This is a genomic window from Anaeromyxobacter soli (assembly GCF_022808855.1).
Taxonomy (GTDB): domain Bacteria; phylum Myxococcota; class Myxococcia; order Myxococcales; family Anaeromyxobacteraceae; genus Anaeromyxobacter; species Anaeromyxobacter soli.
This window is the reverse complement of the sequence record NZ_JAKZLF010000004.1, coordinates 82,573-97,676: the sequence shown is the minus strand read 5'-3', so window position 1 is coordinate 97,676 and position 15,104 is coordinate 82,573. Positions and strand designations below refer to the sequence as shown.

Below are 15,104 nucleotides of genomic sequence, written 5' to 3'. Positions count from 1 at the left end.
GAGGACACATGACGTCGAAGAGGATCGCGCTTTCGTTCCTGCTCCTCGCCGCCGCGTGCTCGAGCTCCGGCGGAGGCGACCCCGGCGGCGGTGGCGGCCCCGGCGGCGGATCGGCGCCCGCGACGGTCTCCGAGTACTGCGACGCATACTGGGGCGCGTACGCGGCCCGCTGGGCGGCCTGCGAGCGGGCCTCGGCGGCCGAGGCGGCGGCGGTGTTCGCGCCGGCGGCGCGATGCGCGGACCCGGTGCAGGCCGTGGCGGCGGGACGCGCGACGTACGACGGCGCGCGCGCCGGTGCGTGCCTCTCCTTCCTCGAGACGGCGAGCTGCGACGTGCTCGAGGCGTTCATGAACGGGACCTACCCCCAGGCGGACTGCGGGGCGGCCGTCGCCGGCAAGCTCGCGGACGGCCAGGCGTGCTTCTCGGACGAGAGCTGCGCGTCGGGCGTCTGCCTCTGGTCGCCCGACGCGTGCCCCAGCACCTGCTGGACGCCGATCCCTTCCGGATCACCGTGCGAATCGGGCCTGCCCTGCGCCGCGGGGACCTCCTGCAACATCCTCCTGGCGACGCCCGTGTGTACGCCGCTGGCGGGGGTGGACGGCCCATGCCTGAACGACATCTGGTGCGGCCCCGGCCTCTTCTGCCAGTGGAACTCGTATTACGACAGCAAGTGCCGCCCGCGGGCCACGTCGGGGAGCTGTACGCGGGATGAGGAGTGCGCGATCGGCTACCGGTGCTCGAGCGCCTCCACCTGCGTCGCGTGGCGCGGACCAGGCGAGAGCTGCACGCAGGGGGAGAACGCCTGCGGCCCGGGGCTCTATTGCAGCGCGGGCGGCACGTGCGTGGACGGTCCGAAGCCGTCGGAGCTCTGTAGCAACGTCAACGGCGAGGGCCGCCCCTGCATCGGCGGGTGGTGCTCCTGGAGCGGCGTGGCGTACGTCTGCACGGCCTGGCGCGCGCCGGGCGAGACCTGCTCGCTGCAGTCGCAGTGCAGGCCGACGGACGTGTGCGACTACGCGAGCAGCGGACAGTGCACGACCCTCTGCGCGGAGCCTTGACCGGCCCGCACCCACGGGAACAAGGACGTGACTGCCCCTCCAGGCCGGCAGACGCAGCCTCGTGCCGCCTTCACGACCTGGGGAGGCGAGCGGCGCTGGCGAGCGTGTCTGCGGCAATGGGGTTGGCCATCGCATCGCTCTCCGCGGCGTGGATCAGCGCCATGGATCTGGGTCGCCGGTGGGGTCGCGTTCCGGCCGGCTGCTACGAGCTGGACCACTGTGGCCGCTCGTCGTGGTGGACGCTTGGGTTCCTCGTCGTGGGGTGGGGCCTGCCCGCCATGGCTTTCGCAGCGGCCGGGTGGAGGGCACCGGGAGCTCGTTGGTGGGTCCGTATTCGCGCTGCACTCATTCTCTCGGTCGGGGTGCTTGCTTACCATTGCGCTTGCGAGTCCATTTTCGTCTTCGTCGCGTATAGATGACCATTGGGACGGTGACGGCGAATGAGGAGGTCGGTCCGTGCCCGGCGCAGTACCAGGACGAGCAGCGGTCATGGCACCGCGGCCGGGCAACCCACTGATCATCTCGAATGACCTGCGCCTGGCGCCGGAGTTGCCATGAGCAGCAGAACCTGGAAGGTGTTTGCAGCGCTCCAGGTGGCCGGGGTGGCGTGCTACCTCGGGTCGCCGTGGGTGCTGTGCTGCGGCCCGGAGATCTTCTTCTCGGGCGTTGCCCTTCTCTTGCCCGGAAGCCCCGTGGGCCTGTTCGTCGTGGAGAAGCTGCTGCCCGAGCTGTTCTCCCCGAGCAAGCTCGCTGGAGCGATTGGCGAGGTGTCCGTCGCCGTGATCGTCAACGCGCTTCTGTGGCTCGGGGCTGCCAGGTGGGCGCGGCGCGTGAGGCACGGGCGGTTGCGTGTCGGCCCGAGGCGGCGACAGGGGTAATCGCGCTGCCATGCATCGGCCACGAGCATGGCGGGTGCCGCCGTGCGTGCTCATCGCACAGGGGTAAGCGCGACCCTTCGGCGCGCCAGGGCGGGCGACGAGCCGCACCTGCAGTGATCGCGGAACGTTGACTGTTCGTGCTTGACACTGACGGTGCGCTCCCGCGAACGTGGGGCCCTCGGCACGACAAGAGCGACCCCGACCGCGAGGCGGGGGAGCAAAAGCCCGGACCCACGTGGCCCTAGGGCATACCGAATGCCGGGGAGCGCAGCGACCTCGCCCTCTCCCCGCGTGCACGAGAGGGGGGAAGCATGCGCCGCGCTCGCTCGTGGTCCGCCGCCGTTCCGTTCGCGCTCGCCGCGCTCGCCGCGTGCAGCGGCGGCTCCTCGGACGCCGGGGCTTATCGCCTCGCCGCCCGCGGCGGCACCTACCAGGACGGCTCCGGGCGCGTGGGCCTGGCGGTGCTCGCCACGCTGCGGGACGCGAGCGGCGCCGGGCCCGCGGCGCCGGGGACGGCCGCGGTGTCGGACGGCGCCGGACCGCTCGCGGACGGCGTCTACCCGGCAGGCGGGGCGGGGTCCTACGCGGCGTGGTGGTGGCCGGAGGTCGCGGTCCGCGACGGCGAGCGCTACGCGCTGCAGGTGACGGGAGAGTCGCTCTCGGTCCGGGGCGGGCTCTCGGTCTCCACCGCGGGAGGCCTGACGCTCCCGGAGCCCGTCCTGTCGGGCGACGCCTCGTCGATCACCTGGCCCGCCGTCCCGGGCGCGGCGAGCTACGCGTGCCGGGTGTACGCGGCCGGCGTCCCGCAGCTCGAGCTCGCGGTCCACGAGCCCGCGTGCGACCTGTCCGCGCTGCCGCCGGGCGCGTACGTCGCGTCCGTGCTCGCGTTCACCGCCGATCTCCTCGCCCTCGCGGCCTCCGGCGCACAGGAGCCGCCCCTCCCGGCTCGCTTCGACGTCTCGGAGGCGCGGCTCGGGTTCGTGCGCCCGGACGCGGCCGCGCCGGCCGTGACGCTCTCCGCCGCCGGCGGTGCCTTCGACTTCGGCACGTCGACGCGCGGCCTCGCGATCTGGGTCGCGATCGCCGCCGCCGACGGTACGCCCACCGACCTCCCGTGGGACGTGACCGTCGTCGGGCCGCAGCTCCCGGCCTCCGCGCCGGTGGCGTTCACGTACCCGGCGCGCTTCCCGCGCCAGATGGTCTGGTCATACGACATCCCCGCGATCCCGGGCGCCTACGCGCTCACCGCCACCGCGGGCGCGCTCGCGCTCTCGACCACCTTCACCGTGGGCGACCCTGCGCCGCTCCCGTTCGTGCTCGACGCCGCGGCGGCGCCGGCGGGCGCGGGGGGCGCCTCGGTGAGCTGGACCCCGGTCGCGGGCGCGCGCGCCTACCTCGTCGAGGTGTGGGACTCCGCGACGGGCGCTCCCGCTGCGAGCCAGTGGGTCGCCGAGCCGCCGGCGCGGCTGCCCGATGGGAGCTTCACCCCGGGCGTCACCTACGACGTCTACGTCGCCGCCACCGACGCGGACATGTCCGGCGGCGCCGTCCCCACCGGCTTCGCCGTCTCCGAGTACCCCTACGTCGCCGCGAGCTTCACCGCGGCGTCGAGGTGATGATCATGCTTCGTCGCCCGCGCACCCTCCCGCTCGTCCTCTCCGCCTCGCTCGCCGCCCTCGCCTGCAAGGAGGCGCCGCGCGGCGGCTCGGTGCGGCTCTCGCCCATCGAGGCGTTCACCGACGCCGGCGTGGATGCTGGCGCGCTCGTCGACCGGGACACCACCACCGGCGTCTCCATCGAGCGCCGCACCCGGCTCACGCTGCGCCTCGCGCGCCCGACCGAGCTCCGGGCGCTGAAGGTTCACGGCGCCCAGGCGCTCGCGATCCGCGCGGCGCACCTCGGCGCCCTCGAGCCCGCCGCGGAGGGTGGGTGGCAGGCCGCCGAGCTCTCCGCGCCCGTCCAGACGGTGACGCTCGAGCTCGAGCCCACCGGTCCGGGCGCGCGCCTCTCGGAGATCGAGCTCTGGGGCGCCGGCAGGCGGAGCGAGCGGCAGGACCCGCTCGCGCTCGCGCATACGGTCGAGCCGCGTGGCGCGGCGCCCTCGGGGCCGATGGGCGACGGAGCTTCGCCGCGAGGCGCCGACGACGCGGCGGCGATCCTGGCCGAGCCCGTGGCGGCGATGCTGCGACCCGGCGGCGGCGACACGGGCTGCGTCCGCGCGGTGCTCGACGCAGGCGTCCTCGTGCGGAGCGCGCGGCGCGCCTACCTCGTCTACGACGCGAACCTCCGCCGTCCCTTCGAGCTCTCGCGCAGCGTGAACGGCGGCGCGCCCGCGGGCGGGTTCGCCCTCCCGGCGACGCGCCGGGTGGCCACGCAGGTCGACGAGCTCGATCCGGAGACCCTCACCGGCAAGGACACGGTCCTCCTGTGCCTTCCGCAGGAGGCGACCGCCGAGGTCACGATCCACGGGCTGCGGCTCCTGCTCCTCCTCGACTCGGGCGCGAACGGGTTCGACCGGGACGCCGAGCGGGCGCACCGGGCCGCGCTCGACGGCGACCCCGACACCTCCGCCGGCTTCGCGGGCGAGCGGACCGAGCTCGGGCTGGACCGGGCCCTCGCGGTGGAGGAGGGCTCGATCCGGATCCAGTCCGAGCCGGTGCGCCTCCACGCGCTCGGCACGTTCGACGGGCGGGCCTGGAGCGAGCAGGGCGGCGTGGAGCTCGAGCGCGGCACGACGCCGCTGCCGCTCGCCGGGCGGGTGGCGGCGGCCGTGGCGCTCACGTTCCAGCCCGCCGCGCGCCCCGGCGTGCCCGCGGCGAGCGTCGCGGAGCTGTCGCTCGGCGGCAGCGGCGTGGGCCCGCGCGTGGGCGGGCGGCACCTCATCGTGAGCTCGCCCGGGCTCGAGCTGCGGGGCGGCGCGCTCGTGGGCGAGCGGTTCGGGAACCGCGCGTACGTCGCGGGCTGGGCGGAGTCGCCGGCGGGGCGGGGAACGATCGAGGTGGACGGCGTCCCGGTCGGCACCCATGGCGCGTTCGCGGTCCCGCTGGAGCGAGCGACGGGCGCGACCGGGAGCTGGGCCGTGGAGCTCCGCGCGCGCTTCCCGGACGGCGCCGAGGCCGTGAAGATCGTGTACCTCGATGACGACCGGGCGGCGGAGCTGGAGCCCGACGCCGGGGGCGCGACCACGGGAGAGGACGCGCGCTTCGGCGCGGAGAACGCCACGGCTTGGGGGCTGCTCGGCCCGAAGGGCGGGAGCGTGGCGCTCGGGTCGGAGGTGCTGCTCGAGGCGCCCGAGGGGGCGGTCGGAGCGGCGACGCGGATCGGGATCACGCGCAAGGGTCCGGAGGTCATGCCGCCGCTCGACGCCGGCATGGTGAACGTCAGCGCCCCGGCGCACTCCGCTTACCGCTTCCTGCCGAAGGGCCAGCGCTTCGCGAAGCCGGTCCGCATTCACCTTCCGTACGACCCCGAGCTCCTGCCCGAGGGCATGACGCCGGCGGAGATCCAGACCTACTACTACGACGACGCGGAGCGGCGCTGGCTCACGCTGCCGCGGGCCGAGGTCCGCCGGGACGTCCGGCGCATCGTCAGCGAGACCACCCACTTCACCTTCATGGTGAACGCGGTGCTGGTCATGCCCGAGCACCCGGGGCCGGTGTCGTTCGATCCCACGTCCATCAAGGACCTCAAGGCCGCGGACCCCACCTCCGGCATCGATCTCGTCGAGCCGCCGAGCGGGAACAGCCAGGGCACCGCGAGCGTGTCGTTCCCGTTCCGGCTGCCGAGGGCGCGCGGCGCCTACCAGCCGTCGCTCGGGCTCGTCTACGACTCGAGCGGCGGCGGCGGCTGGGTCGGCGTCGGCTGGGACCTGCCCACGTCGAGCGTCTCGATCGACACCCGCTACGGAGTGCCCGTGTACGACGGCGAGGAGCGCTACGTGCTCGACGGCGCGCAGCTCGTGCCCGCCTCGGAGCCGGCCACCTGCCTCGACGGGAGCGCCGGGCGCAGGTACCGGGCGCGCGTCGAGCGCGAGTTCCGCCACGTCGTACGCTGCGGCACGAACACCACCACCCACTGGTTCGAGGTGACGGACAAGGGCGGGACGCTGCTCGTCTACGGCAAGGACCCGAACGCGCGCCTCACGAGCTACATCCCGCGCGTCACCTCCGCCCCGAGCCGGACGGCCACGTACGACGTCGGCCAGTGGTTCCTCGAGCGGGTCGTCGACGCGAACGGGAACACCACGCGCTTCGCCTACCAGCACGATCAGGGCGACGGCCGCTCGGAGCTGCACCGCGAGGACTTCCGCCAGGTGTACCTGGCGGAGATCGTCTACACCGAGCGTGGGCGCCGCGGAGACGCGACGTCGAGCGAGGGGGCGCCGTACCGCGTGGTGCTCGCGCACGCCGAGGACGATCGGCCGGACGTCGTCACCTCGGGCCGGCTCGGCTTCAAGGTCGTGACTCGCAAGCTCCTCGGCGGCGTGCGCGTTCTCTCCGAGGGCAAGGTCGTCCGCGACTACGCGCTCGAGTACGAGGACGGCGACTTCGGGAAGCAGCGGCTCTCGAAGGTGAAGGTGCGCGACGGCGGGGGCCGGGACTTCTACGAGCACCGCTTCGAGTACACGAGCAAGGTCGCCCACGACCGGGGAGGGAAGGTCTCGGCGTTCGCGCCCCATGTCGCCTGGCGGGAGCCCGACGGCGAGGACCCCGCCGCGATGACGGCGTCGCGGGACACCGGCTTCGGCGGGCACGGGTTCGTGGGCGTCAGCATCGGCGCGACGAAGCCCACCGGAACCGTCGGGTTCGCCCTCGACGTGAACCGTCGCGAGTCGAGGACCGACGCGACCTTCCTGGATGCGAACGGCGACGGGCTGCCGGACCGCTTGTTCCGAAGGGGCGGCGCCTGGCTCAACCGGCCGGCGGTCCCGGAGCTCACGGTGGGGCGGGACGATCCGACCGTGCCGGTGAAGGGGACGGCCTTCGTCGTCCCGGGGGCCCGGCTCGGGAAGGAGACGAGCCAGGCCTTCAGCGGCGCGGTCCAGGTCATGGGGTTCGACGCGTTCGCGGCGACGTTCGGGGGGACGTACTCGACGACCGAGTCGAAGGAGCTCGTGCTCGACGCGAACGGCGACGGCGTGCCAGACCTCCTGTCGCGCGGGCAGGTCTGGTTCGGCCAGCCCGGCTGCCGCGGCGGCGCCTGCTTCGATCAGGCAGTCCCTGCGCCGGTGCTGCAGAACCCGCACCTCGCGATCCCCCTCTCGGCGACGGACCCCGCGGCCGGTGCGCCCGCCGCAGCGAGCGACGCGCGCAAGGCGGCAGTCGCGCCCGAGGACGTGGTCCTCGAGTGGACGGCGCCGTTCGACGGCGCGGTCGACGTGACGGGGGCGCTGCGCTTCGCGAACGAGGTGCTCGTCGCCGGCCGGCACGACGGCGTGCGGCTCCGGGTGTTCCAGGCTCCGCCGACCGGCGCGGCGCCTCCGCCCGGCGCGCCGCCGCTCATGTTCCAGCTCGCGGAGCTCGTGAAGTACCCCGCCGACGGGGAGGCGGCGACGCCGCTCGCGCGCCGTGCGTACGTCCGCCGCGGGGAGCTCCTCTACTTCGTCCTCTCCACGCTCTCGGACTTCCCGCTCGGCACGCGCGCCGACGGCAGCCGTTACGCGCCGGAGCAGGTCGGGTTCGCGCCGGTCGTCAGCTACTTCCAGTCGGGGCTCGGCAACGCCGCCGCGTTCGTGGACGAGTACGAGCGCGAGCGCGTCGACGCGACCGGCACGCCCGTGTACCAGTACGACTCCGCCGCCGATTTCCGGCTCGCTGGCGGCCACTTCAGCGCCGTGACGGTCCCGAGGGACGGCCGCATCCGCATCCACGGTCGCCTCGACAAGTGGCCGGCCGGCGACGACGTCGTCGCGTGCGCGCAGTACCTCGCGCCCGGTGCGGATCTGTCCGCGCTCCCGCCCTGCCGCGCCGGCGATCCGGAGGGAACGCCGATCTACCTCCCGCTCGCGTCGGCGGACGAGTCCACGCGCGACACGACCCTCGAGCGCGATGTGGAGTCGGGCGGCACGCTCGTGTTCTGGATCCGGAGCCGTCTGCCCATCGATCCGGGCGCCGTCGTCTGGAGGATCGACGGGGAGCTCACGTGCGTCCGCGAGGGCGGCACCTGTCGATCGCCGACCGAAGAGGAACGGCCCGCGCTCACGTTCCGCGCCACGCCGAACGTCCCCGTGCACGTGCCCGTCCAGGTGACGGACACCGAGCGCTACCTTCCCGACGCGCGCCTCGCGAGGCCGTTCGTGCCTTGGGCGAACGGGACCGTGACCGTGACGGTGTCGGGGAAGGTCGACTATCGAACCTCCTGGGACCCCGCCAAGGCGCTCGAGCACCTCGCGAAGCTCCTCAGGAGCCCGGTGACGTTCTCGGTCCGCAGCCCCCAGGCTTCGTACGGGAGCTGGACCCTGCCGGCCCGCGACGACAGGGGCGACGTGGTGAACACGCTCCGGAAGAGCGTGTCGTTCAGCGTCAAGAAGGGCGTCCCGGTGTTCATCGAGGCGCACGGCGAGCTCGTTTACGGCGGCCACTACCGCGTCGAGGAGCTGAAGTTCCGCCCGGACGGCGCGAGTGAGCCCGTGGAGCTCGAGCCGGGAGAGCTGCCGGGCGCGGTGATGACCTCCTGCGGCGAGGAGGCCGAGCTGTCCGACGGAAACAGGCCGCTGCTCGGTGGCGGGTTCCACGGCTGGCGGTACGGCGTGTGGCAGGGCCGCGGGGACGAGACGTTCCAGCCGTGGGTGTTCCGGAGCGCGCCAAAGGAGGAGTACCCGGAGCCCCCGGAGCCGCCCGGTGGGCTCACGGATGAGCAGCGGAAGCAATACTACAAGTTGATGCTGCGAAGCCGGCTGAAGAACCCAGCGAGCGCGGAGCGGCAGCGGGGTCGCCTCATGGCGCTCCTCGTCCCGAGCGCGGATGGGACCCGGCGCGGGCTCGACGCGGGGCTCTTGCCAGGCGTGCCTGCGTGGATCTCGGCGGACGCGAACGCCTACGCGATCGCGGGCGGACTGCACGCCGCCCGCCGAGGCGGGGCGGTGACGCCGGCGGCCGGGGCGGCCGTCGTGGACTCGAGCTTCGGGATCGGCGACGTCGGCCGCACGAGCGTGTCGACCTCGGTGACCGGCGGCGTGACCGCCGGCCCGTTCAGCCTGTCGATCGGCGCAGGCATGTCGCACCAGCAGGAGGATCTCGTCGACCTGAACGGCGATCGGATCCCCGACGTCATCCTCTCGAGCAGCACGCCGGACGTGTCCGACCTCGACTCGGGCAAGCTCGCCACGTTCCTCGGAGTCGAGAAGAAGATCCCCGCCCGCCTCACGAACGCGTGCTCCTACACGCCGGGCGGCCAGGTGACCATCCCGATCCAGCCCCGGCTGAACGTGGACGTCTCTGGCCAGGCCGGGCTCGGCCTCGCGGAGGCGGTGAAGCTCCTCTCTTCGAAGAACCGGGTCCAGGCGGTGGCGGGGCGCCTGCCGGATCGCAGCTTCACCGGCGGGCTCGGCGTGGGCGTGAACGTCTCGACGACGGTCGAGGACCTCGTCGACGTGAACGGTGACGGCCTCCCCGACGCGGTGAGGAGGACCGACGGCTGTCCCGGGTTCTCCGTGCGCCTCAACCTCGGGACCTCCTTCGCGCGTGGCGAGGACTGCATCTCCACCCAGGCATGGGACCAGGACGTGCTCCCCGGCCTCGCGGGCAGCCTCGATCCGAGCGGCGCGGAGAACCCCGACGGCGACGAGGACACGGACAAGACCATCGCAGTCGCGGGCGGCATGCTCGCGCACTCGCGGAACCCGTCGGCGCTCCGGCAGGTCTCGACCGTTACCCTCATGGGCAGCCTGGGCGGCAAGATCGACTCGACCGAGTCGTACGGCGCTTCCGTGTCCTCCGAGTCGAGCCTGTCCGCGACGAACGTGACGCTCGTGGACGTGACCGGCGATGGGCTGCCGGACTACGTCGCGAAGGGCAACGGGTCCGCCGACTTCCTCGTGAGCGTGAACGAGGGCTACGGGTTCGCGCGGCCCGAGCACTGGACGGCGCCGTCCTGGCCATCCGAGGCGAAGCCCACCTTCCAGACCGGCTTCTCGAGCCTCGGGGGAGTCGAGTCGCTGCTCGCGGGCTTCTGGAAGTCGTCCTGGGGCGGAATCGACCCCGTCGAGGCGACGGGTACGCACACCGAGCTGCCGACGACGGGCTTCGTCTTCACGATCTCCTTCCCGCTCGCCCCGCCATCCCCCACGCCGTGGATGCAGATCTCCGCCGGCGGGAACGCCACGCTCGGCCGCTCCACGGGCTTCGAGCTGGGGATGCAGGACATCGACGGCGACGGCTTCGCCGACCACGTGCTGAAGCGCGATGGCCAGGCGCCCGTCCTCGCCCGCGTGAACCAGCTCGCCGGCGGAAACCTCCTGAAGCGCGTGACCCGCCCGCTGCACGGGACGTTCGAGCTCGAGTACGAGCGGTCCGGGAACACGGTGGAGATGCCCGAGAACCGGTACGTGCTCGCCAAGGTGACGGTGCACGACGGCGTCGCAAAGGGCACCGGGCACGACCTCGTGACCGCCTACGCGTACGACGGCGGCCGCCACGACCGGAACGAGCGCGAGTTCCTCGGGTTCGCGACGGTGACCCGGACGAACCCCGACGCGTCGAGGCTCGTGCAGCGCTTCCTCGTGGACGACTTCCGCTCGAAGGGGCTCCTCGAGCGCGAGGTCGTGCTCGACGCGCAGGGCGCGACGCTCGTCGAGAGCCTGAACCAGTACGAGCCGGAGCTCGTCGGCACGCCGGTGGGCGAGTGCCTCGACCGCACGCCGATGAACCTGAGGTACCCGCAGGACGAGTACTGCGCGGCGACCTTCATGAAGCTCACCGCCACGGAGAAGCGGCTCTTCGAGGGGGAGGCCACGGCCGGAGTGATCTCGCGGCAGGTCTTCGGTTACGACGGTGCGGGGAACGTGTCCTCGTTCCACGACGAGGGCGACGTGGCCGATCCCGCCGACGATGTCTTCGCCACGGTGCTCTACGGGCCTACGCAGGCGGCGGCCATCCACTGCACCGGCGCGCCTACCGAGATCACCGTGAAGAACCGGGCGGGGGGCGTGCTGCGCTACCGCCGCGGAGTCTACGACGCGTCCTGCAACCTCACCGAGCTGCACTCCCGGATCGAGGGCACGGCCGAGGCGGTGGCGGCGCTCTCCTGGTTCCGAGAGGGCTCGCCGTGGGCCGGGAACGTCGAGAGGGTCACCTCGCCCGAGAACCACGTGGGCGACGCGTACTGGGTGGAGTACCAGTACGAGGGGCGCAACGGCGTCCACGTGGCCCACACGAGCGACGTGCACGGCTACGTCTCGGAGGCGCGCTACGAGGACCCCGTCGCCCCCGACGAGAGCACCTGGACCCGGGACGTGAACGGCCAGGTGACCGCGCGCGCGTTCGACGGCTTCGGGCGGCTCACGAAGGTTGCCGCGCCGGGCTTCACGCTCGACGCCCCGACGATCGACATCAGCTACGACCACACGGCGAAGCCGGCGGCGTGGGCGTTCACGCGGAACGCGCTACCCCAGGGCGGCACGCTCGACACGGTGGTCGTCGCCGACGGCCTCGGGCGCGTCATCCAGACGAAGAAGACGGCCGAGGTCTGGGCGGGCAGCGACGAGGCGACGCGCGTCGGGTGGTCCGTGACGGGCGGCCAGGTGTTCGACGCGATGGGGCGCGTGGCCGAGCAGGGGCAGCCGTTCTTCGACCCCAGCATGACCCCGGGCTACGCGCCGCGGCCGCTCGAGCGTCCGACGCGCTTCGCCTACGACGCGCTCGGCCGCACGATCCAGACCGTCGAGCCGAACGGCGCCATCACGCGCATCGCCTTCGCGTTCGGGAGGGCGGCCGGCGATCCCATCCTCCGCCACCAGACGACGGCCACGGACGCGCTCGGCAAGACGCGCGCCGTGTACCGCGACGCGACCGAGAAGACGGTCGCGGTCGAGGAGCACGTGGAGGGGCGAACGCCGACGACGCGCTACGCGTACGACCCGCTCGGCCAGCTCGAGCACGTGACGGACGCCGCCGGCAACGTGACGCACGTGAAGTACGACCTCCTCGGCCGGCGCACCGAGCTCGACAACCCCGACGCAGGCCGCACGGTGTACGGGTACGACGCGGCGGGCAACCTCATCCGCCGCGAGGACGCGAACCTCCGCGCGGAGGGGAAGGAGATCCGCTACGTCTACGACTTCGAGCGGCTGAAGGAGATCCGGTACCCGACCTCGCGCCGGAACGTGACGTACACCTACGGCCCGCCGGGCGCGCCCGAGAACGGCGCGGCGCGGATCACGAAGGTGGAGGACGAGCTCGGGGAGGAGACGCGGGGCTACGACGGGCTCGGGAACCTGGCGCGCTCGACGCGGACGGTGGATCCGCTGCGGCCCGGGGACCGGCGCCGGACGTACACGACGACATTCCAGCTCGACGTGTTCGGGCGGATGCTGTCGATGGTGTACCCGGACGGCGAGGTGTTGACGTACGGGTACGACCGCGGCGGGCTCTTGAAGAGCGCGCGGGGGGACCGGCCTGCGACGGCGCACGCGCCGGCGGAGTACGAGACATATCTGCAGGCGCTGCTGTACGACCACTTCGGCCAGCGGGTGTACCAGCGGGTCGGGAACGGCGTCGTCACGAAGTACGGGTACGAGCCGGACACGCGGCGGCTCGCGACTCTGTACACGCGCAAGCCGGGCGAGCGGCTCTTGCAGAACCTGTTCTACTCGTACGACCTCGTCGGCAACGTGCTGGGCGTGAAGAACGCGCTGGGCGAGGCGGTGCCCTCGCACGCGGGGGACGTGGAGTTCACGTACCGGTACGACGACCTGCACCGGCTCACGTACACGCACGGAGAGGCGAAGTCGCGGCCGTCGACGCTGGACACGTTCACGTCGGTGTTCAAGTACTCGGACATCCACAACATGACGTCGAACGTGCAGGAGCATCACGTCTTGCACGGGCCGACGGGCGGGGGCGAGTACCCGCCGCACACGAACCACGCGCTCGAGTACGGGTACGGCGGGAAGGGCCCGCACCAGGCGACGCGGATCGGGGACGCCTCGTTCGTCTACGACGCGAACGGGAACACGCTGCGCGAGTGCCGGGACCCGGCGGACTCGACGTGCACGCAGCGCCCGGCGCATTTGCGGCGCTACGAGTGGACGGAGGAGAACCGGCTCGACACGGTGATCGACGGCGGCGGGAGGAACGCGACGAAGTTCTTCTACGACGCGGACGGGCAGCGGGTGGCGAAGCTGGGGCGAGGGGGAGAGTCGATCACCATCGGGCAGTTCTGGGCGCTGAAGGGCCGGCGCGCGGCGACGAAGCACGTGTTCGCAGGGACGGCGCGCATCGCCTCGAAGCTGCTGCCGCCACCGGGCTGGGACGACGTGCCGCGCGGGCCGGTGGACTCGACCGGCACGGTGGTCTCGACGGTGGGCGACGTCGACAACGGCTGCAACCCGTCGAACTACCAGCCGCAGAAGTGCGGGGTCTTGCCCGGCGGCGAGCCGGTGCTGAACGACTACTATGCCGACGCGAAGGTGCGGCCGGAGACGTACTACTACCACCCGGATCACCTCGGCTCGACGAGCTGGGTGACGGATCAGAACGGCCGGGTGCACGAGCACGTGGAGTACTTCCCGTACGGCGCGGTGTGGAGGGATCCGCGCAGCGACGTGGGCGCCTCGCCGGTGAAGGGGCAGCGGTTCCTGTTCACGGGGAAGGAGCTCGACGAGGAGACGGGGCTCTACTACTTCGGGGCGAGGTACTGGGACCCGTCGCTGGCGCGCTGGAAGACGCCGGACCCAGCCGATCGATTGACCGACCTCGTTCCCAGTGCTCTCGACCCATATCAATACGCAAGATGGAGCCCACTCCGGTTCGTTGACCCCTCGGGCCGTCAGGAAGTTACGCAGGAGGAGCTGGACTACTACTTCAGTCAGCACCGAGTCGCTGACACCAAGACAAGAGAGACTTTCGCGAAGATGAAGCCGTTCGCGGAGGCGCTCGTCCAGCTGCACCCTGCAATCGCAGCGAACGTGGTGCTCTCCGGCGAGCAGGCAACCGGAGGCAAAGCCTCATTATGGGACCGTTTCCTCGCAGGCGTCGGGATAGTTCCTATCGCCGGGGTCCTGAAGTTCGCTAAAGGAACACTAGTCGAGCATGCAGCGGAAATTCTGGCGCGAGCGCACATCCGAGACGATGAGGTGATCAAGGTCTTGGTCGGGCACTTCCCGAACGCAGGCAGGAGCGCAGTGAAGAGCGTGTTCTACGAAGGAACGGACTTCCTCCAGCTCGTCGAGACCGCGGTGAGGTCTGATAGTAAGACGATGTACGAATCCGGCGGCAGGCTCGTCGTAGAGCATGCCTTCGATGCAATGATCGGTATCGACAAGAGTGGACAGGCGACAAACAAGCTGCGGGTTGTCCTAGAACCGAACGGCCAGGTCGTAACGGCCTTCCCGTTCCTGTAAAGGTGTTCCATGCACGAAGAGCTCGAGGTGGAGTATGTGATCCCGGACGACGAGTGGCTCACCGTCGCGTCAGGAGGTCCCGGCCTGGAGGGCGAGGCGGCATTCAATTACCTCAAGGGAACTGTCGAGCTCCAGCTTGCCGGGCGATCTCCGTGGCCGGCACCGTTCTACGTGTCAGTCGCGGATCTGGCGCTGCAGTTCTTGAACGCCGCAGAGAGCGGGTTTCCGGCGTCTGAGCGAAAGGCGTTCGTATCCGAGACAGACGGCGGGCTCGACCTTCAGTTGGAGCGCATAGGCGAGCACGTGAAGATGCGCGTGCCGCCGTACTCAGCGGTCGAAGTATCGATCCGCGGATACATCGAAGGGGTAGAGCGCTTCTTGCGGCGCTTCGCAATCGAGATCAAGGCGCGTGCGCCGAACGTACTGCTGGTGGACGAGCTCGCGGCATTGGCACCGTGGGCCGCGTCCGGAGTCCCCTGACGCCGCGTGCCGACGGTGATGCCCTCGCAGGCGTGGACGTTGAGTTCACGTACCGGTACGACGATCTGTACCGGCTCTCGTACGCGCGCGGAGAGGCGAAGCCGCGGCCGTCGACGCTGGACGGTTCAC

Annotated in this window: 5 protein-coding genes; all 5 read left to right on the top strand. The window is 71.9% G+C overall.

Translation table 11 applies throughout. The annotated features are described in order from the left end of the window. Nucleotides 1-8: 8 nt before the first annotated feature. The 5 genes from MLV88_RS04805 (at nucleotide 9) to MLV88_RS04785 (ending at nucleotide 14,975) form a co-directional block, all read left to right on the top strand. A complete protein-coding gene (locus tag MLV88_RS04805; RefSeq protein WP_242337477.1) occupies nucleotides 9-1,058 on the top strand; it encodes a dickkopf-related protein in 1,050 nt (349 codons plus the stop codon). A gap of 554 nt (nucleotides 1,059-1,612) precedes the next feature. Then, complete coding sequence (locus MLV88_RS04800; protein ID WP_242337479.1) at nucleotides 1,613-1,936, top strand: hypothetical protein; 324 nt, start codon at nucleotides 1,613-1,615, stop codon at nucleotides 1,934-1,936. A 311-nt stretch (nucleotides 1,937-2,247) separates the two neighbouring features. Further along, nucleotides 2,248-3,552 carry a hypothetical protein gene (locus MLV88_RS04795; protein WP_242360259.1) on the top strand — a complete coding sequence of 435 codons (1,305 nt, stop codon included), beginning with the start codon at nucleotides 2,248-2,250 and terminating at the stop codon, nucleotides 3,550-3,552. Nucleotides 3,553-3,557: 5 nt separating this feature from the next. Further along, nucleotides 3,558-14,495, top strand: a complete 10,938-nt coding sequence (locus MLV88_RS04790) for a SpvB/TcaC N-terminal domain-containing protein (protein WP_242360260.1) — start codon at nucleotides 3,558-3,560, stop codon at nucleotides 14,493-14,495. A gap of 9 nt (nucleotides 14,496-14,504) precedes the next feature. Next, nucleotides 14,505-14,975 carry a hypothetical protein gene (locus tag MLV88_RS04785; protein WP_242336834.1) on the top strand — a complete coding sequence of 157 codons (471 nt, stop codon included), beginning with the start codon at nucleotides 14,505-14,507 and terminating at the stop codon, nucleotides 14,973-14,975. Nucleotides 14,976-15,104: the final 129 nt, after the last annotated feature.

Coding starts and splice junctions, on each gene's coding strand:
- MLV88_RS04805 (WP_242337477.1), top strand. CDS start 9: ATGACGTCGAAGAGGATCGCGCTTTCGTTCCTGCTCCTCGCCGCCGCG.
- MLV88_RS04800 (WP_242337479.1), top strand. CDS start 1,613: ATGAGCAGCAGAACCTGGAAGGTGTTTGCAGCGCTCCAGGTGGCCGGG.
- MLV88_RS04795 (WP_242360259.1), top strand. CDS start 2,248: ATGCGCCGCGCTCGCTCGTGGTCCGCCGCCGTTCCGTTCGCGCTCGCC.
- MLV88_RS04790 (WP_242360260.1), top strand. CDS start 3,558: ATGCTTCGTCGCCCGCGCACCCTCCCGCTCGTCCTCTCCGCCTCGCTC.
- MLV88_RS04785 (WP_242336834.1), top strand. CDS start 14,505: ATGCACGAAGAGCTCGAGGTGGAGTATGTGATCCCGGACGACGAGTGG.